This window comes from Streptomyces sp. NPDC054932, assembly GCF_053610205.1.
In genome coordinates, this window is record NZ_JBSGXU010000089.1 from 1 (window position 1) to 18,061 (window position 18,061).

16 protein-coding genes and 1 pseudogene are annotated in these 18,061 nt (G+C 71.8%); 5 read left to right on the forward strand and 12 right to left on the reverse strand.

The window, feature by feature from the left end:
* The 10 genes and pseudogenes from ACWGE1_RS23150 to ACWGE1_RS23195 all read right to left on the reverse strand — a co-directional run.
* A partial coding sequence (locus ACWGE1_RS23150) for a S8 family serine peptidase (protein ID WP_453422390.1) occupies positions 1 to 1,080 on the reverse strand: 1,080 nt, incomplete at its 3' end.
* A gap of 242 nt (positions 1,081 to 1,322) precedes the next feature.
* Positions 1,323 to 1,694, reverse strand: coding sequence for a hypothetical protein (locus tag ACWGE1_RS23155; protein WP_453422391.1), 372 nt, complete (start codon positions 1,692 to 1,694; stop codon positions 1,323 to 1,325).
* A 252-nt stretch (positions 1,695 to 1,946) separates the two neighbouring features.
* Positions 1,947 to 2,792 (reverse strand): hypothetical protein, encoded by an 846-nt coding sequence (locus ACWGE1_RS23160; protein WP_453422392.1) that lies wholly within the window; start codon positions 2,790 to 2,792, stop codon positions 1,947 to 1,949.
* A 103-nt stretch (positions 2,793 to 2,895) separates the two neighbouring features.
* On the reverse strand, positions 2,896 to 4,113 hold the full coding sequence (locus tag ACWGE1_RS23165) for a glycosyltransferase (RefSeq protein WP_453422393.1): 1,218 nt from the start codon (positions 4,111 to 4,113) through the stop codon (positions 2,896 to 2,898).
* A 182-nt stretch (positions 4,114 to 4,295) separates the two neighbouring features.
* Complete coding sequence (locus ACWGE1_RS23170) at positions 4,296 to 5,180, reverse strand: alpha/beta hydrolase (protein ID WP_453422394.1); 885 nt, start codon at positions 5,178 to 5,180, stop codon at positions 4,296 to 4,298.
* A 102-nt stretch (positions 5,181 to 5,282) separates the two neighbouring features.
* The gene (locus tag ACWGE1_RS23175) at positions 5,283 to 6,020 is read right to left on the reverse strand and encodes an SAM-dependent methyltransferase (protein ID WP_453422415.1); all 738 of its coding nucleotides are present in this window, start codon (positions 6,018 to 6,020) and stop codon (positions 5,283 to 5,285) included.
* Between the two features lie 18 nt (positions 6,021 to 6,038).
* Positions 6,039 to 7,229: pseudogene (locus ACWGE1_RS23180) on the reverse strand (glycosyltransferase); the annotation flags it as partial.
* A 225-nt stretch (positions 7,230 to 7,454) separates the two neighbouring features.
* On the reverse strand, positions 7,455 to 8,672 hold the full coding sequence (locus ACWGE1_RS23185) for a serine hydrolase domain-containing protein (RefSeq protein WP_453422395.1): 1,218 nt from the start codon (positions 8,670 to 8,672) through the stop codon (positions 7,455 to 7,457).
* Positions 8,673 to 8,991: 319 nt separating this feature from the next.
* Entirely contained in the window at positions 8,992 to 9,993 is a 1,002-nt protein-coding gene (locus tag ACWGE1_RS23190; RefSeq protein WP_453422396.1) for a GNAT family N-acetyltransferase, read from the reverse strand.
* A gap of 81 nt (positions 9,994 to 10,074) precedes the next feature.
* Positions 10,075 to 10,716: a hemerythrin domain-containing protein gene (locus ACWGE1_RS23195; protein ID WP_453422397.1), complete on the reverse strand. Its 642-nt coding sequence runs from the start codon at positions 10,714 to 10,716 to the stop codon at positions 10,075 to 10,077.
* A gap of 147 nt (positions 10,717 to 10,863) precedes the next feature.
* On the opposite strand from ACWGE1_RS23195, the gene ACWGE1_RS23200 reads away from it, so the two are divergent.
* Positions 10,864 to 11,757 carry a LysR substrate-binding domain-containing protein gene (locus tag ACWGE1_RS23200; protein WP_453422398.1) on the forward strand — a complete coding sequence of 298 codons (894 nt, stop codon included), beginning with the start codon at positions 10,864 to 10,866 and terminating at the stop codon, positions 11,755 to 11,757.
* Between the two features lie 346 nt (positions 11,758 to 12,103).
* On the opposite strand, the gene ACWGE1_RS23205 is transcribed toward ACWGE1_RS23200, so the two are convergent.
* Entirely contained in the window at positions 12,104 to 13,585 is a 1,482-nt protein-coding gene (locus ACWGE1_RS23205) for an alpha/beta hydrolase family protein (protein ID WP_453422399.1), read from the reverse strand.
* A 293-nt stretch (positions 13,586 to 13,878) separates the two neighbouring features.
* Between ACWGE1_RS23205 and ACWGE1_RS23210 the strand changes: the two genes are divergently transcribed.
* Both ACWGE1_RS23210 and ACWGE1_RS23215 read left to right on the forward strand, forming a co-directional pair.
* Positions 13,879 to 15,033, forward strand: a complete 1,155-nt coding sequence (locus ACWGE1_RS23210; RefSeq protein ID WP_453422400.1) for a sensor histidine kinase — start codon at positions 13,879 to 13,881, stop codon at positions 15,031 to 15,033.
* Entirely contained in the window at positions 15,030 to 15,692 is a 663-nt protein-coding gene (locus ACWGE1_RS23215; protein ID WP_453422401.1) for a response regulator, read from the forward strand. The genes ACWGE1_RS23210 and ACWGE1_RS23215 overlap by 4 nt, the downstream gene beginning before the upstream one ends.
* 322 nt (positions 15,693 to 16,014) lie before the next feature.
* Here the strand turns inward: ACWGE1_RS23215 and ACWGE1_RS23220 are convergent, their stop codons facing one another.
* Positions 16,015 to 16,374 carry a winged helix-turn-helix transcriptional regulator gene (locus ACWGE1_RS23220; protein ID WP_453422402.1) on the reverse strand — a complete coding sequence of 120 codons (360 nt, stop codon included), beginning with the start codon at positions 16,372 to 16,374 and terminating at the stop codon, positions 16,015 to 16,017.
* A 102-nt stretch (positions 16,375 to 16,476) separates the two neighbouring features.
* Here ACWGE1_RS23220 and ACWGE1_RS23225 point away from each other — a divergent pair, with 102 nt between their 5' ends.
* On the forward strand, positions 16,477 to 17,316 hold the full coding sequence (locus tag ACWGE1_RS23225; protein WP_453422403.1) for an SDR family oxidoreductase: 840 nt from the start codon (positions 16,477 to 16,479) through the stop codon (positions 17,314 to 17,316).
* A gap of 414 nt (positions 17,317 to 17,730) precedes the next feature.
* On the forward strand, positions 17,731 to 18,051 hold the full coding sequence (locus ACWGE1_RS23230; RefSeq protein ID WP_453422404.1) for a CU044_2847 family protein: 321 nt from the start codon (positions 17,731 to 17,733) through the stop codon (positions 18,049 to 18,051).
* Positions 18,052 to 18,061: the final 10 nt, after the last annotated feature.

The window sequence follows — 18,061 nt, forward strand, 5'->3', positions numbered from 1 at the left end:
GCCGGGGGTGATGTCGGGGTTCTTGTCCAGCATGAGCGCGGCGACACCCGCCACGTGGGGGGTCGCCATGCTGGTGCCGGACTTGTCGATGAAGCCCGGGGCGACGACGTCCTCCGGTCTTCCCGTGCCCGGCGCCTGCGCCGAGGCGATGAACACACCCGGGGCCGCGACGTCCGGCTTCGGCCTGCCGTCCGGGGTCGAGCCGTGGCTGGTGAAGTCCGCGATGTTGTCTGCGTCGTCGGTGGCTCCGACGGTGATGACGTTGCGTGCGTTACCGGGACAGCGGATCTTGGTCGCGTAGTCCCCCCAGAAGTCGACGCCTTCGTTTCCGGAAGCGACGACCACCACCACGCCGAGGTTCACGAGATTGTCGGCGGCGGTGCACAGCACGCAGTTGCCGGAGGGGCAGACCCACGCGCCGTCGCGGTGCGAATAGCCCCAGCTGTTGCTCGCGACGTCGGCGCCGGAGGTCGCCGCCGCGGTCAGCCCCGCGATCGCCCACGCCGGAGTGGCGCCCGTGGCACTGATGAACCGGATGTCGATGATGTTCGCGCCGGGGGCGACGCCCCGGAATGTCGCGTCCCGGCTCGCGATGATCCCCGCGCAATGAGTTCCATGGCCCCGGTCGTCGCGGTTCACCGCCGTACCGGTCATGTCCTGTTGCGGGCCGACCACGCCCGCGAGCGCGGGGTGCGCGGCATCCACACCGGTATCGATGACCGCTACGGAGATGCCCGCACCCGTGACACCGGTGGGCAGGACGTCCGCCCGGATCAGCGGCCGGCTGACGTCGAGGCACTCGACATGGCGCTGCTTGTTGCTGGTCACACTGCTGACATCGGCTCGCGCCGCCACCGCCAGCACCTCGGACGAAGTGAGCGTGGCGCGCACGCTGTGGGTCAGCCAGAACTCTTCCAGGACGTCGATGCCCCGCCGTTCGAGGTCCGCCCGGATGCCCTGCAGGAAGATGTCGGCCTCGGCCTGACGTGTTTCGATCGCCCGGGCCCGTTCGGTTTTCGGCACGGCGCCCCGGCGCACGGCATCCCGGCCCGACACCATATTGATCACGACCTCGTGCACCGGCTCCTCGGTCGGGCCGGGTGCACCCGTCCAGGTGGCGAGCTTGCGCCGCTCGCGCTCGAGGAGAATCGTGTTGACGACCCACGGATCAAGCTTGCGCACCGCTGCCGGGCTCTCCGCGGTCAGCTCTTCCAGCTGCTGCCGGCGTCTCGTCTGTACGTACCAGTCGAATTGTGCGCGGCTGCCGTCGGCGGCGGACCGGACATCCCTTCCAGGGGGCGGCGAGGGCATCCTGGCTCCTCTCAGTGCTCGTCCGCGATCTCGGCCTGCCTCGGCGAATCCAGCAGTACCTGCCGGACCTCCGGACGAGCTGCGACCGCGAGCAACGACGTTATCGATATACGAGCTGCAACCGTGTGATTGAGCCAGAACTCGCGGATGTCTCGCCCGCCCGCCGCAACGAGGGTGCCGACCACCGCCTCGGCTCGGCGCCGGAATGCCCGACGCATGGCGTCGACGGCCTCGTCACGCGTCACGGCCGATCCTGACGGGTGATCAGCGCCCGGAGTGAGGACGATGAGCACGGCGACTTCGGCGGGCCGAGCGGCGAGGATTTCCCGCTGCAGTGCGACGTCGAACTTCTCCCAGAGGTCCGGCGGGATCCGTTCCGACATCAATGGCTCCCGCCCGCCTCAGCAACCTGCGGGCGTCTGCGGCGCGGTTGCATCTCCTGGGTCCCCCGGGCGGGCTATCGCAGTGCCGCCCCAGGACCTGGAAGCCAGGATGCCCCGCCCAGGGGCCGGGGGCGGTGCATGCCCGCGGTCATTGATCACGGCGACCATCTTCCTCGACCCGGCGCCGTCGTGCGACCGGAAGGGCGGGCTCGTCCGTGGTTCGGACGTGGAGGCGGCCGACAATCCGGCAGGTCAGGGTGCCGCGGGGGCCGTGCAGGGGGTGAGGAGTACCCGGGCGCGGTTTCCGAGGGCTTCGTCCTGGCGGATGACGCGATCTTCGACTCCCGAGCGGACCACCCGGGCGTCGCCGTCGGCGAGAGCGGCAAGTCGGCGTTCGTGGTCGCCGGTCAATGCGTCGGGGCCGAGTGCTTCCAGCGCGTCGCAGGCACCCGCCGGGTCGGCTTCCTGTTCGGCGGGGCGCAGGATGGCCTCGGCGAGCACGGTGCGGTCCAGCGAGGCGGGTTCGGGCACCGCCGTGAGGGCCGGCACCGCGGCCGGTGTCTGTGCCGGATCGTTGAGGGCGGCTTCCAGGCGGGCTGTGAGCGGCCGTCCCGCGGGGCCGAGGAGGGCCGTGGTGCGGGCGGCCCGCACTACCGACCACCGGGACCAGGGGTTCTGTTCAGCGCGCGCGAAGACCGAGTCCAGAGCGGCAACCACCCCGTCCGCGTCCCCCGCGACACGCCACAGAGCCTGAGCGAGCGCCGTGTCCGTATCCAGCGCGGGCGTGGTGTCGCCGTCCGTGCCTCCTAGCGCCTCGCGCAGGGCAGGCACAAGCACCGCTGCCCGGGGGCCGAGCGCACCGGCCGTCCGGGCGGCCTCACTGAGTTGGCCGGCGCCGCGCCGGAGGTCCTGCTCGAGGCAGTGCAACAGGGGCGCGATCTCGCCGTCGAGGTCGTGCAGGGCCTTCGCCACGGCGAGGACTCCCTGCTCGGCCGCCACCGCCCGCAACGAGGTGACGGCCCGGGCGCGGTCCGCCGGGGCGCAGTCGGCGGCGACGGAAGCGATGGCGTGAGCGGCCTCGCCGGGCTTGGAAGGCACACGGCCGCCGGCCCCGGCCCCGAGTCGGCGGTGCAATCCGGCGCCGGGCACCGGCCCCGGCAGGACGGGTCCGCGTGGTTCTCGCGGACCCCTCTCGTGTCTCTCAGCCGACAGCGTCGAGCAGCAGTTTCGCGGCCACCTTCGCCCCGTCGGCGCGGACCGTACCGGCCACGCTCTTCGCCCGGCTGCCGGTTTCCGGTTCAAGAGCGGTCTTGAGCGCCGCCGACAGGGACTCGGCGGTCGGGACCGGACCATCGTGGGCTACGCCGATGCCCAGCTCTGCCACCCGGCCGGCCCAGTACGGCTGGTCCGCCAACTGGGGCACCACCACCTGGGGAGCGCCGGCCCGAGCGGCCGTCGTCGTCGTACCCGCGCCACCGTGGTGCACGACGGCGGCCACCCGTCCGAACAGCTGCTGGTGGTTGACCTCGCCGACGGCGAAGCAGTCGTCCCGGTCGTCGATGAGGCCCAGGTCCGCCCAGCCACGCCCGACGAGTGCCCGGCGGCCGCTCGCGCGGACCGCCTCGATGGCCACCCGGGCCGCGTCCTCCCCTGCGCGCACGGCCATGCTGCCGAACCCTACGTACACGGGCGGCGCGCCGGCATCGAGGAAGGCCACCAGATCTGCCGGGAGCGGCCGGTCGTCGGGCAGCACCCACGCGCCGGTCTGTACGACGTCGAGGTCCGGCGTCTCCAGCCACGGGTCCAGCACGGGGTCCGTCGCCAGCCACGGCCGGTCGCCGAAGGCGTAGTCGCGGACGTTGTCCACCGGGGGCAGGCCGATCGACGCTCGGCCGGTGTTCAGCGCCTCGCCGAACAGCGCGTTGATGCTCTCGGCGTCCAGCTCCCACAGCGCCCGGTTGTCGGTCACCTCCGGCGGGAACGGCCGCCCCGGGTACGCCAGCGGCGGGCGGTGCGGCGAGGGCAGGGTCAGCTGCTGGAAGATCACGGATACGCAGCCGATGCCCAGCTTCTCGGCAACCGACCGCGCCCCGGCGATGGCCGGCATTGCGCCCGTCACCACCAGCAGGTCACACCCGTCGGCCGCCGCGGGTATCACCTGCAGCTGACTGGCAATCAATTCCGCTGCGCGCCGGGGCAGATTGACCTTCGACGGCGGCGGCGCCGCAGTGGTCAGCGTGCGCGCTGACTGCCCGACGCCCACCATGGACACTCCGACCCCCGCCAGCCGCTCCGTGAAGTCCTCGTCCGGCGGCGCGCACACCCGCACCTCCGCGCCGAGGTCCCGCAACCGCACCGCCAGCGCCACCAGCGGCTCGACGTCCCCGCGTGACCCATACGTCGACAACACCACACGCACTTCGTTGATCTCCTGTTTCCGTAGCTTCCTGGCCGGGGCCGACGGTCCTGGGTCGGCGTGGAGCCCGGGTGACGGCCGTGACGAAGGCTGTCACCCGGTCGGCGTCCGATCTCAGTGCCGGGCCGGTGGTGGGGGCACCCACATGGACACTCCGGTTCCTTGTCCCACCACCACCGAACCGTTCACCCCGTTCCGATCGCGCCCTGGGCGGACGGGGCGGGGAGCGTGGCAAGTTCGCCCAGGGTGCGGGCCGCCGGCGCGGGGTCGACCAGCCACTTCAGGTGGCTGCCCTCCAGTGTGCGGACGTCGTACGGGTTGTGCGGCGTCAACTCGTTGCCCTCGCGGATCAGGCGGTCCTGCAGGGCGAGCGGCAGGCTCGCGTCGTCGGCCAGGCGGATGTAGGTCTTGGGGATGCGGCCCCAGGTCGCGGACTGCGCCCGGTCGGCGGAGCCGCCGACGTCCAGGTTCTCGTCGGGCTGGAAGGTGTTGAGGAAGGTGAGGAACTGCTCGTCGGTGCCGTCGGCGAAGAAGGCCAGCTTGAACGCGGCGATCGCGTCCGGTTCAGCGGTGCGGAAGTTGACGCGGAGCAGGCCGAGGTCGGCGGGGTTCCCGGCCAGCGCCGCGTCGAAGGCGGCGAGGTCGACCGTGGCCATCTCCGGCTCGGCGTAGTAGTCGTTGACGTCGAGGTGGACCGGGGCCCAGGCCGAGACGTAGACGAGGCGGTCGATCAGGTCCGGGCGCGCGTTGGCCGCGGCCGTGACCGTGACACCGCCCCGGCTGTGGGCGACGAGGATCACCGGGCCGTTCCGCTTGGCCCGTTCGAGGATGCCGATCAGGTGCGCGACGTTGTCGGCGAGCGTGACGCCCTTGATCGAGCCGGGCGCGCTCGCGAGACCGACGGTGTCCTGCGGCGCCTGATAGGCGTGGGTGAAGGTCGCCCGGAACCCGTGGCCGGGCAGGTCGACGGCGACAGAGCGGTGCCCGAGGAGGCCGAGTTCGGCCTGCAGGGGCGCGAAGGAGAAGGAGTTCGCGAACGCTCCGTGCACGAGTACGAACGTTGGTTGCATCTGTTTCTTCACTTTCCGGCCGTTGCGAGGGCTGCGGCCATGGCGGGTCCCCCGGGGGTGGGGGACGTCTTGGGTGCGTGGGCCTGCCAGCGTCCTACGCGATCACTCCGAGGTCCGACGCAGCACCAGGCAGACGAAGCCGAAGCTGTCCCGGTAGCCGTGCAGCCACTCCGAACGCGCGGTGTTGGCCGTCTCCAGCGCCTGTGCGGAGGCCGGATCGGCAGGGTGGTCCAGAGCCCATGCGGCCAGCGAGCCCCAGCAGGCCCACTCGTAGGCGTCCAGCTCTGCGCGGGTGCTGACATGGGCGTGGACAGGGGTCCATCCGTCGGCGGTGACGTGGTCCAGCGTGGTCGCCAGGTCGGCGAGTTCACCGAACATGTCGACGGCCACAGCTGAAGGGGCTCGGTCCCAGAACGACTCACCGATCAGCACGCGGCCCCCCGGAGCCAGGTGTTCTCGGGCCGCCGCGAGGGTGGGGAGGAGACCACCGAAGGCATGCGCGGCGCCGACGCTGATCACCAGGTCGAACGGCTGTGGAGAGACGAAGTCCGCGGCCGCCTGCCGGTGGAGGACCAGGCGCTCGCCGACTCCGCGTTCGCTCGCTGCCCGGCGGGCCCGGGTCAGGGCGACTTCGGAGACGTCGACGCCCTCGGCGTGCAGATGTGGGCGCGTCTCCAGGGCACGCAGGAGCCACTCCGCCGTGCCGCATCCGAGGTCGAGCACGCGCTCGTCGCCCCGCGGGAGGCCGCGTTCGAGCAGCCGGCTGACCGAGTCGTCGGCGAGCGGAGACTTGATCGGGTGGTCGGCATGGGCGATCGCGGAGATCTGTTCGCGGCTCATCGGCGCGGCGTGCCCCGCCTCGAGGAGCAGCTTCGCGGCCACCTCCGTCCCGTCGGTACGGATCGTGCCTGCGACGGCCTTCGCCCGTGCTCCCGTCTCCGGGGTCAGGGCCGTCCTGAGCGCGGCGGACAGGGACTCGAAGGTCGGGGTCGGGCCGTCGTGGGCCACTCCGATGCCCAACTCGGCCACGCGGCTGGCCCAGAACGGCTGATCCACGAACTGGGCCACCACCACCTGGGGTGCACCGGCTCGGGCGGCGGTGGTCGTGGTGCCCGCGCCGCCGTGGTGCACGACGGCCGCGACCCGGCGGAAGAGCGCCTGGTGGTTGACGTCGCCGACGGCGAAGCAGTCGTCCGCGTCGTCCACCAGGCCCAGATCCGCCCAGCCACGGGAGACGAGCACGCGGCGGCCCTGCGCCCGGACCGCCTCGACGGCTGTCCGGGCGACCTCGGTCGCCGCGCTCAGGGGCATGCTGCCGAATCCGACGTACACCGGTGCGGTGCCGGCGTCCAGGAACGCCTCCAGATCGGCGGGCAACGGGCGTTCGTCGGGCAGGATCCACGCACCGGTCTGCACGACGTCGAGGTCCGGCAGTTCCTGCCACGGGCCCAGGACCGGGTCCACCACCAGCCACGGCCGGTCGGTGAAGACGTGTGCGCGGACGTCGTCCACCGGTGCGAGGCCGATCGCCGCGCGATGGGAGTTGAGGGGCTGCAGGTAGAGGGCGTTGACCTTCTGGGTGTCGAGGTCCCACAGGGCCTGGTTGTCGGTCATGTCGGGCGGGGCCGGCGGGCCGGGCCGCGGCGGCGGCGGGTAGTGCGGGGAGGGCATCTCGAACGGGTGGAAGCCCGCGTACACGTAGCGGATGCCCAGCTTCTCGGCCACCGAGCGGGCGCCGGCCGGCATCAGACCGCTCGCCACCAGCACATCACAGTCCTCGGCCGCCTTGCCGACCGTGTCGAAGTGCGCGGCGACCAGCTCGGCCGCGAACGCGGCCGCGTCCGACGGCGGCGCAACCGTCCGCAGCGCGCGCACGTCCCGCCCGAAGGGCACCAGTTCCGCGCCGACACCGGCCAGCAGTTCCGCGAACTCCTCGTCCGGCGGTGCGCACACGCGTACCTCCGCGCCGTGCTTCCGCAACTGCGCCGCCAGTCCCGCCAGCGGCGCGATGTCGCCGCGCGATCCGTAGGCCATCAACAGCACACGCATGTCGTGTTTCTCGTTTCTGTAGGTGCCGGCATCGGCCGGCGTCGGTGCGGCAGGATCCGGGTCTTCCGGGTCTGCCTGCCTCGTGCCCGTCGGGGCCGGTTCGTGCCAGATGGTGCTGATCAGCTGGATCAGCGGGATCAGCGGGCCCGGGTTGGTCCACGGGTGCCTCTTCGGTTCCGGGTACGGAGACGACGGGCGTAGCAGTCCATCGCGGCTTTCGGGCGATCAGTCCTCGATCGCCTGGTACAGAGTCGTCCAGAAGTCGTGCATCAGGTGGACCGAGTCGGGGACCGATGTGCCGACCTGGGTGAGGAGGATTCCGACGACGTTGTTCACGGGGTCGGCGTAGGTGGAGGTCCCGGAGCCGCCGTCCCAGCCGAACTGGCCGACGGGAGCGTAGTCGCCGCGGTAGGTCCGTACCGCCATCCCGAAGCCCCAACCGCCGTGCTGGCCCTGGCCGAAGGAGATGTGGACGTTGCTGGTGGCCAGCTCGGTGCGGGCGGCGTTCTGTGCGGGGGTGAGGCGGTTGGTGGTCATCAGCTCCACCGCCTGCCTGGACAGAACGCGCACGTCGCCGTGCTTGCCGCCGTTCAGCAGCATCCTGAAGTAGGCGTGGTAGTCGTCCGCAGTGGAGACCAGACCACCGCCACCGCCATGGAACGCCGGAGGGATGTTCCAACGGCCGCCCTTGGACTCGTCCCATACGTGAAATTCGCCGGACTCCGGGTCGGGCGCGTAGAGGACCGGCAGCCGGTCGATCTTGTCGTCCGGGACGTGGAAGCCGGTGTCCTCCATCCCCAGCGGGCCGAAGACGTGTTCGCGCAGCGCCTCCTCGAAGGTCTTGCCGGTCACCCGGGAGACCAGTACGCCGACCAGGTCGCTGGCAAGCTGGTACTGCCAGTGTTCTCCGGGCTGGTGCATCAGCGGCAGGGTGCCCAGGCGGCGCAGCCACTCGTCCTGCTCCGGCATCGGCGTGGGCAGGTTGGGCGTCAGCCCCTGTGCGAAGACCTCGTTCATGATCGGCGTACCGATGGAGGTCATGTCCATACCGAGGCCGAAGGTGGAGGTCAGCACGTCCCGGACGGTGATCGGACGGTGCGCCGGGACCGTGTCGTCGATCGGGCCGTCGAACGCTTTCAGTACCTGACGGTCGGCCAGCTCCGGCAGCCATCGGTCCACCGGGTCGTCCAGCCGCAGCCGGCACTCGTCGAGCAGCACCATCGCCGCCGCTATCGAGACCGGCTTGGAGGTGGACGCCATCCGGAAGATGGTGTCCCGGCGCATCGGCGCACCGCCGTCGCACTCCATCGCGCCCAGCGTCTCGACGTGCGTCTCGTCGTCCTTGCTGTACAGGGCGACGACGCCCGTGATCTTGCCGGAGTCGACGTGACGGGCCAGTGCGTCGCGGATCTTGCGCTGCCCTGCAGCGGTGAACTGGGACATGGTGGGGTGCTCCCTGGTCGGGTGGACGTATCGGGCGAGGAGGGGAAGGTGACGGATGTTGAGGGGGGTCAGAGGCTGCGGGCGGAGACGGTCAGGTCGCCGAGCCGGCCCTCGGTGCGCACCTCTGCGGCGGTGGAGGTGGTTTCGACGCGCGAGCCGGTGGGGAGTTGAAGCGTCACCTCGACGGATCCGGGGCGCGGTCGGCGGCGAGGAGGCTTGTGCGTCCGGCAGGTATCTCCACGACGGCAGCGATCGCGTCGGAGGGCTCGAACTTCCGCATCGGGCGTTCTCCTTGATGGACGGTCAGATAGTGGAATGGTCAGGTGGTGGGCACGTCGAGCTGGAACTCGCGGGTGCGCCGGTAGGAGCGGAAGCCCAGGCGGTGGTTGACGGCCAGCATGTGGACGTTGTCGTCGGCGTTGTCCGTCTCGGTCTCGACGACGCCGGGGTGATCGGCGCGCAGCCACCGCACCATGGCGGCCTTGACCCACATGCCCAGGCCGGCGCCGCGGTGCGCGGGCACGACCGCCGTGTCGTACTGCTGGGCACGCGGCCCGGAGCCCCCAGGGAGCACGATCTCGGTGTAGCCGGCCAGGGTGCCGTCGTCATGGACAGCGGCGATCGTCAGCAGGGTGTCGCCGCGGTCGGCGACCACCTTGCCCATGGCGCGCACGCGTTCGGCGTCCCACGCCACGCTGCCGTAGTCCAGGTCGCCGACGGGCATGTCGTTCATCGCGTTCTTGGCCGTGGCGAACGCGTCGGCGAGCCCGTCGGGAACCGTGCCGGTCCAGCCGGTCAGACGGTAGCCAGGGTGCTCGGCATCGGCGATCCGCAGCAATTCAGCCGCGTCCAGCTCGTCGAGACGCAGCATGAGGTGATCCAGGGTGAGCGCCCGGCGGAAGCCCTGGCGCTCGCTGAACGCCTCGCCCGGGCTGTCGGCCGCGGCTGTCGCTACGAGGCTGCGCCGGCCCTCGGCGCGGCAGGCCGCCACGACCGCCGACAGGAGGAGCGAGGCGGTTCCCAGGCGCCGGTGTGCGGGATCGACGTGGAGTTCCAGTTCGGCCAGGTGCTGCTGGCCCGGTGAGGTGAACAGTCGCAGGCCGGCAACTCCGACGGGGGTGCCGTCCTCCGCGGCGGCGAGCCAGGTCAGTCGGCGACTGCCGAGGGCGGGCCGGGTGAGCTGGGCGCGGATCCGTCCGAGGTCGGGGGCCGGCACTCCGGGCAGATCGTGGGCCGTCGAGGCGGCGACGACCTGGTGCCACGCGGCGACCTCGGCGTCGGAGACGCGCTGGAGCGGAGTGACATGAGCGGATGGGGACACTGTGATGGCTTTCGCGGTAGTGGTCGACGGGCGCATTCGGTCGGGCGATGGACGGTGAGGACGGCGGGTGGTGAAGGTGTGTCAGGCCGCGGTGCCTGGGTTCCAGCGGTCGAGAGCGGTGTAGGCCGGAATCCAACGGGCGGTGCAGTCTGCGTACGCGCGCGGGGGCAGCTGGGCGAGGAGCCTCGTCGCGGTCGGCTCGTCGGCGCCGTCCAGGAGCCACGGCAGCAGAAGTGGTGCGTCCTTGCCGATGTGCTGGGCGTGGACCTGGCTGAAATGGGCCCACTGCTCGGCGGTCAGCGTCCGCCGGAGCAGCGGGAAGGCCGTGTCCTCCTCGTGCTTGAGGTGGCCGGCCAGGCCGCGGGTCAGTGCGTCGGTGAGCTGGCCCAGCCGCAGCGGGTCGGCTCCGGGCTCGGTCAGCAGCTCGTCGATGGCCTGGATCACCGGAGCAATGGCGGCGTGCTCGGCCTCCATGACCTCCAGCAGCGCCAGGTCCTTCGGGCGGCCGGCCAGATTCTGTCGCAGCGACGGCCACAGCGCGCCGTCCTCGGCAGCGTGGTGCGCACGGAGGGCCTGTTTGAACAGTGTCCATCCGGCAGCGGTGGCCAGTACGCGAACGGGGTCACGGTCCGCGGCGGTGGTGACCCGGTCCAGCTGGGCCAGTTCCCGGCGCAGGGCGCCATGCATCGCATACATCACGGTCAGGTCGATGGCGTCGCTCATCGGGCCGGACGAATGCGGCGTTCTTCACGGCTCTTCATACGTGCGTGCATGCCTCAAACGATCTGGCGATCCGCGCATATGATCAAGCCACACTTCCACGCGGTTCGATAACCGCTGAGTTATCGACACGGGGGGAGGCGGGGGCCGGTGGAGCTGCGGGACATCGAGATCTTCCTTGTGCTGGCGGAGGAACTGCATTTCGGCCGGGCCGCACAACGGCTGCACGTCTCCCAGGCACGCGTCAGCCAGGCCATCCAGAAGCAGGAACGACGCATCGGGGCCCAGCTGTTCGCCCGCACCAGCCGCACGGTCCGCCTGACGGAGATCGGCCGGCAGTTCCGCGACGACCTTCAACCGGTCTATGCGGGCCTGCACGAATCCCTGGAGCGAGCCCAGTTGGCGGCCCGCGGTATCACCGCACAGCTCCGCGTCAACCTGATGCCCTTCAACGTCGCCGATCTGCACCCATACTGGAAAGCGTTCCGCGCGCGGTACCCGAACTGGGGACTCCAGGTCCGCCAGGCGACCTTCACCGATCCGTTCGGCCAGCTGCGCAACGGCGCCACGGACGTCATGATCGTCTGGCTGCCCGTCGAAGAGCCGGACTTCACCGTCGGACCGACCCTGTGCACCGACCCGCGAGTCCTTGCCGTGGCCGCCGACCACCGGCTCGCGGCACGGGACTCCGTACCCGTGGAACTGCTCGCCGAGTTCCCCCACGCCACTGCCCTCGGCCTGCCGGACTACTGGGAGGACAGTTACCTGCCCTTCTCCACCCCCCGCGGCCGTTCTATCGAGCGCATCACGGCCGCGGCCTCGGACAACGCCGATCAGCTGATCAGCCACGTCGGCATGGGCGACATCATCCACACCTTCCCCGGCCATGTCACCAGACACTGGGGCATGTCGAACATTCGATTCCTCCCCGTCCCCGAGATGGCCACCCTGAACTTCGCCCTGGTCTGGCGGACCGAAGCCGAGAACGACCTCATCCGCGCCCTGGCCGACACCGTGCGCGACCTCGGTGTATTCCGCTTCTGACGCAGCCTGCCCGCTCCCCACGTCGTAGGGCGAGCCGCTGCGGTGCCCACATCGGAAGTACAGCTCATCGACGCCGTCGCGCGGCTGTGTCGGGGCGATGCGGCCGACAGCGCAGCCGGTCCACGCGGGCCGAAGTGCCGCAGCCTGACCACCAGCCGCATTTACTACGGAAGTTGCTCCACCCCGTCCCAGAAACAGTCACGCATCGCGTGCCGCCCGACGGCCCGTTCCGGGTGCGAGGCATCGTTGCGGTGCACCAGCTGGCGGTCGAGGCGCTCCGGGCGCCGGGCATCTCCCTCGGGGCTCGAAGGCGCATCCGGCAGGCGTTGTGCACGATCGCCCGCAGTCATGCACCCATGGCCGCGCGGCCGCGGCCTGCGCCGGTTCCAGCCCCTGATGATGAGACCGTGCCGTAGGCCCGGAGGGTGTCGGCCGGGTCGCCGGGGCGGCCTCGCAGGGTGACCTCCAGAAAGGCGAGGGTGGCCGCGGCGACGACGCGCGGGCTCTCGGTGCGGCCCAGGGCGCCGACGATCGAGGGCACCGGCGGCAGGTAGAGCGGGCCGTCCATGAAGGTGAGGTGCCCGGCGCCGGGGACGGTGAGCCGGTAGCTCGTCGCGGTGCTGTGCTCGAGGGCCTCCGTGAGCCGGGGCAGGTAGCGCGGGTCGGTGCCGGCGGTGATCTCCTGGGTGAGGGCGAGCGCAGGCTGCTCGAGGGCGGGCGCGGTGGGGCCGTGGGGGTAGCCGTCCAGGTCGATGACGGCGTCGAACCGGCGGTCCTGCCGGGCCGCCTGGAGGGCGGCGGCTCCGCCCAGGGAGTGGCCGGCCACCGCGGCGCGGCCGATGTCCAGGCGTCCGGTCAGCGGGTCGGCGGTCTCACCGCGGTCCAGTCTCTCCAGCTGGGTGAGGACGAAGCCGAGGTCGGCTGCCCGGACGGCAGTCCAGCCGGCGGCCAGTTCCTCGTCCCGGTCGCGGTCCCCGGAGGAGGCGATGGTGGCGCGGATCGTGCGGCCGTCGGCGAGGACGACGACGGCGGAGTCGTACGGGTGGTCGAGGGCGGCGACCAGGTAGCCGTGGCTGGCCAACTCCTCCGCCCAGGCGGTGTTCTGGGACCGTACCCCGCCCGACCCCGGGGAGAAGAGGACGACCGGGAACCGCTCTCCCCCGCCGGCCACCGGGGCGTCGACGACCGCGCGGCTGCGGGCCCTCGGGACGCCGTCGACCAGGAAACCGGGCAGGCCGACCCCGTCGGCGAGGGCCTCGGAGACGGTCCGTGCCTCGTCCTCCGTGCGTCCCATGTACTGGGCCCGCGGGACGCCCGCAGGACTCTTCTGCGCCGGGTACCAGAGCTGGACCACGACCGTGCGCCGGTCGTCCGCATCTGCGGTGAAGCTCTCGGCGCGCAGCGGGTCGGTCCACTGCACCACCCGGGTGCCGACCGCGAACGCGCCCGTCGGCTCGGGGAAGACGGGCACGGGGAAGGCCCAGGCGGCCACCGGGCCGGCGGCGATCAGGCCGGCGCAGGCCAGCGATCCCGGCAGGGCCAGCCACCAGCGGGCCCGCCGCGCCGGTCGGCCGGTACGCCGCCGCAGCAGGGGCGGGAGGGCGAACGCCGAGGCGACGGCGGCGCCGACCAGGACCGGCAGCATCTGCCAGCGGATCCCCACGATGCCCAGCACGATCGCCGAGGGTACGAGGAGCGCCCCGGCCGCGACGGTGCCGGGCCGGCGGGCGGCCGGGGGGAGCCAGCGCGCCACCGGCAGCGCGACGGCGCCCAGCAGGACGAGGACTTCCGGAAGGGACAGGGACAGCCCCGGGATGGTTTCGGTCACCCGGCCATGCTCGGCGCCGGGCCCGCACCGACGCATCGGCCCCGGGTCGCCGCCGACTGCGACCGGCGTGGCAACCGGGTCGGGCCGCGGTACGACCGGAGTGGCAACCGGGCACCCCGGACCTGCGGCCGGCCTGCGACCGTGGGAGGTGGTGGTCTCCTCCTGTGGTCGTACCCCGGCACATTGCGCTCCGACGCCGGTCTCATGTGCGGCGCGGACCCGCGGCCTAGGCTGCGGCTGTACGCGGTGGCGGCCCCGGCCGGGCCGCCACGACGACCGATCGGCGGAGAGGTGTGACGGTGCGCCACCGGGACCGGGTACCGCCCCTGGTGTGGGACTCGGTACTGCCGGCGCTGCTCCTGCTCAACGTCGTGACCACGTACCCGGCCCGGGAGCTGCCGGTGGCGGCGGCGCTCACCACCGCCCTGGCGCTGCCCCTGGTGTGGCGGCGCCGGGCCCCGCTCACGGTGTTCGCCACCGTGGTGGCCGCGGCCTTCGTGCAGTGGCTGGTGGACGTCCAACTTCCCGGGGACATCGCCCTGCTGGTGGCCCTGTACACGGCGGCCGCGCACACGGGCCGGCGCGGCACGCTGCTCGCCGCCGCCGTCGTGGAGGGCGGGGCCGTGCTGGCCTGCCTGCGCTGGGCACAGAACGGCGCGTTCCTGACCCCGTTCGTCGCGCTCTCCGCGACGGTGGTCGCCGCCGCCGTCCTCGGGGTGAACGTGCGGACCGGCCGGGCCTACCTCGCCGCCGTGCAGGAGCGGGCCGAACGGCTGGCGCTGCACCAGGAGCAGCGGGCGCTGCTGGCCGTCGCCGAGGAGCGGGCCCGGATCACCCGCGAGATGCACGACATCGTCACCCACAACCTGTCCGTCATGGTCGCGCTCACCGACGCCGCCGTCTACGCGCAGCACAGGTCCCCGGACCGGGCCACCGCCGCGATGCTGCAGATCTCCGGGACGGGCCGGCAGGCCCTCACCGACATGCGGCGCTCGTTGGGCGTCCTGCGGGCCGACGAGCCGGACGCCGAGCGCCACCCGCTGCCCGGCATCGCCCAGCTGGAGGCGCTCGCCGATCAGATGGCCGCCGCCGGGCTGCCGACCGGCCTGGAGGTCCGCGGCGGCCACGCCCATGTGCCGGCCACCGCACAACTCACCGTCTACCGCCTGGTGCAGGAAGCGTTGACCAACACCCTCAAGCACACCCCCGCCGGCACCCGCGCGACGGTCCTGGTCGAGTGCTCGGCCGGGAGCGTCGGCGTGGAGGTCACCGACAGCGGCCCCCGGCCGGCGCTTCCCGCCGCCGCACCGTCCGGCCACGGCATCCCCGGCATGCGCGAGCGGGCGGCCGCCTACGGGGGAACGCTGCGGGCCGGACCGCTTCCGGGCGGCGGCTGGGGCGTGCGGACCCGGCTCCTGCTGGGCAGCAGCGGGACGGGCACCGTATGACGATCCGCATCGTGATCGCCGACGACGAGGCGCTGCTCCGGATGGCCTTCGGCACGGTCCTGGAGGCCCAGCCCGACATGGCGCCGGTCGGCGAGGCCGCGGACGGCGCCCAGGCCGTCCGCCTCGCCCGGGAGCTGCGGCCCGACGTCGTCCTGATGGACGTCCGGATGCCCGGGACGGACGGGATCGAGGCGACCCGGCAGGTCGTCGAGGTCTCCCCGGGGAGCAGGGTGCTGATCCTGACCACCTTCGACCTGGACGCGTACGCCTTCGCCGCGCTCGGCGCCGGGGCCTCGGGCTTCCTGCTGAAGAACACGCGACCCGAGGAGCTGCTCACCGCGATCCGCAACGTCGCGGCGGGCGACGCGGTGCTCTCCCCGCGGATCACCCGGCGCCTGCTGGAGGACTTCCGTCCGCACCTGGCCGAGGGGGGCACCCCCGTCCGCGACGAGCGGCTGGACCGGCTCAGCGCCCGGGAGCGCGAGGTGCTCGTCGAGGTCGGTCGCGGCCTGTCCAACGCCGAGATCGCGGCCGCCCTGTACCTCGCGGAGGCGACCGTGAAGTCCCATCTGGGGCGGATCCTGCTCAAGCTGGAACTCCGCGACCGGATCCAGGCCGTGGTCTTCGCCCACGAGAACCGCCTGGTCCCCCCGGCCTGACGCCGGCCGAGGGCTCAGAACAGCGGCCGGACCACGTCCCGGACCGGGCTCGCTGCGGTGGTCGCCCTCGACCTGAAGGTCAAGGCGGCCAGGAATGCCTCCAGGACGTCACGCAACCCCGGCCCGACATGGGCAACGCCGTGGCGCACCAACCCACCCTCCGACCCTGACGCAGCAGGGCTCGCGGACCGGCCGGACAGACGGTCCTCGTCTCGGCGTCCTCGGCCAGGAAGTGACTGGAGCCGCGCTATGGGATCAGGGCGAGGATCTGGCACAAGCAGTTCGTCCATCGCGTCGTGAATGTGCACCAGCCGCTCCCACGCTATTCCCCGATGGGCGGCGGCAGCCGTTGTGTGATCCGGTCGAACAGCTCTGTCAGCGGTTCACCTACGTCCTGGCCGAAATCGGTCAGCCCGTAGGTGACCTGGGGCGGCGTCGTCGGCTCGACCTCCCGCCAGACCAGGCCGTCCTGGACCAGCGCGCGCAAGGTCTGGGCAAGCATCTTCTCGCTGATGCCCTGAATGCTGTCGCGCAGCTCGTAGAACCGGAGGCTGTTGCTCCGCAAGGAGATCAGCACCCAGACGCCCCACCTGCTGGTCACGTGGTCGACGACATCGCGCGCGGGGCAGTCGGTGTGAAGCACGTCATACCGCTTGCCGGCCTCGGGCTGTCTGCGCTGCATGCTTCCCACCATGTCATGAACTTACCTGAAGGTATGTCCTTACCAGAAGTTAGCCCGGCTTCTAGCGTGAGGCCACCGAGAACATCTGACGAGGAGTTACTCATGATCGTGGTGACCGGAGCCACCGGGAACATCGGCCGGGCCTTGACGCAGGAGCTGGTTGAGGCGGGCCGGCAGGTGACGGCCGTGTCGCGGCATACGGCGGCAGTACCGGACGGGGCCCGCCACGTGGTGGCCGACCTGACCGAGCCGGCCGGCCTCAGGCCCGCGTTGGCCGACGCGAAGGCGCTGTTCCTGCTGCTGTCCGGCGACCTGCACGCCACTGGAGCCGGCCCCGCCGACATCATCGGCGAAGCCGCGGACAGCGGGGTCCGCAGGGTCGTCCTGCTCTCCACGCTGGGCGTGGCGACCAGGCCCTTCGGCCCGACACGGATCGCGATGCGCGCGCTCGAGGACACACTGCGGGAGTCCGGCCTGGACTGGACCGTCCTGCGGCCGGGCGGCTTCGCCTCCAACGCCCTGTGGTGGGCCGAGTCCGTCCGCGCACAACGGCTCGTCGCCGCGCCGTTCGGCGACGTGGGGGTGCCCATCATCGACCCGGCGGACATCGCCGCGGTCGCGGCGGCCTGCCTGCTGGATGACCGACACACCCACGGCGTCTACGAGCTGACCGGCCCGAAGGTGATCACTCCGCGCCAACAGGCGGAGGACATCGCCGCCGCGCTGGGCTCTCCGGTGAGGTTTCACGAGCTCACCCGCAGCGAGGCCAAAGCCGCCATGACCCGGAGCATGCCGGCGGAGCTCGCCGACGACACCCTGGACATCCTCGGTTCCCCGAGCCCGGCCGAACTGCGTGTCAGTCCGGACGTCCAGCGGGTCCTCGGCCGCGCCCCGCGCCCCTTCGCCGACTGGGCGACCCGCAACGTCACCGCGTTCCGCTGAGAGACCAGGGAGCCCAGCCACTCCCGGAGCCTCCCCCGCGAAGGCGGCTACGGCCTCCCGGCCAGGCACGGGCGGGGATGCGGACGTTCACGCTGTTCCGCCGGGGGCAAGTTCACGGAATTGCCCAGGTGGGCGGTGAACGGGGGGCGGCGGCCCGCACGGACGGTAGCCGCTGCCCGCCAGTCGCCCAGGGGCTGCGGACCCTGCGCGCAGTTTTGCCTCCGTGGCGGTCTCGACCTCCTGGCGCCCCGCACCGGGCAACTGCGAGGCAGCGTCTACCGGCTCTGGGGTCCGGTCGGATGGTCGCCCCGCTCGTGCGTACACGTTTGCCTGCGGCGAAGGACACACCTGTCCCAGAATGGAGGCCTCATCGCGGGCTGCGTCGATCGCCGCCCAGTCAGTCGGGGGTAATAGATGGAGCATCTCCTCACCATTCCGCTGGACGATCAGGACGACGGAGTCGCGGTGTTCGAGGTCTCGGGTGACCTCAACGGTTCGGACCTCGAACTGGCTGCGGGTGGAAACCTGGCCACGCGTACGCGGGTCACGCTGCAAGAAGCGCTCGACCAGGTGAAGCCCACCCTGACACGGGTGTCCGAAATGGTCCGGGAGCTGGGTCCGCAGGAAGCCGAGATCGAGTTCGGCCTCAAGATGGGCGGTGAGACCGGGGTGGTGATCGCGAAGGGAACTGCAGAGGTCAACTTTGCCGTTCGGCTCGTCTGGACTCGTTCCTGAGCGGCGCGGC

Bases quoted from the DNA above. Each gene is read 5' to 3' on its own strand.
- ACWGE1_RS23185 (WP_453422395.1), bottom strand. From the start codon at position 8,672: ATGTCCCAGTTCACCGCTGCAGGGCAGCGCAAGATCCGCGACGCACTG.
- ACWGE1_RS23175 (WP_453422415.1), bottom strand. From the start codon at position 6,020: ATGAGCCGCGAACAGATCTCCGCGATCGCCCATGCCGACCACCCGATC.
- ACWGE1_RS23215 (WP_453422401.1), top strand. From the start codon at position 15,030: ATGACGATCCGCATCGTGATCGCCGACGACGAGGCGCTGCTCCGGATG.
- ACWGE1_RS23155 (WP_453422391.1), bottom strand. From the start codon at position 1,694: ATGTCGGAACGGATCCCGCCGGACCTCTGGGAGAAGTTCGACGTCGCA.
- ACWGE1_RS23220 (WP_453422402.1), bottom strand. From the start codon at position 16,374: ATGCAGCGCAGACAGCCCGAGGCCGGCAAGCGGTATGACGTGCTTCAC.
- ACWGE1_RS23230 (WP_453422404.1), top strand. From the start codon at position 17,731: ATGGAGCATCTCCTCACCATTCCGCTGGACGATCAGGACGACGGAGTC.
- ACWGE1_RS23195 (WP_453422397.1), bottom strand. From the start codon at position 10,716: ATGAGCGACGCCATCGACCTGACCGTGATGTATGCGATGCATGGCGCC.
- ACWGE1_RS23225 (WP_453422403.1), top strand. From the start codon at position 16,477: ATGATCGTGGTGACCGGAGCCACCGGGAACATCGGCCGGGCCTTGACG.
- ACWGE1_RS23170 (WP_453422394.1), bottom strand. From the start codon at position 5,180: ATGCAACCAACGTTCGTACTCGTGCACGGAGCGTTCGCGAACTCCTTC.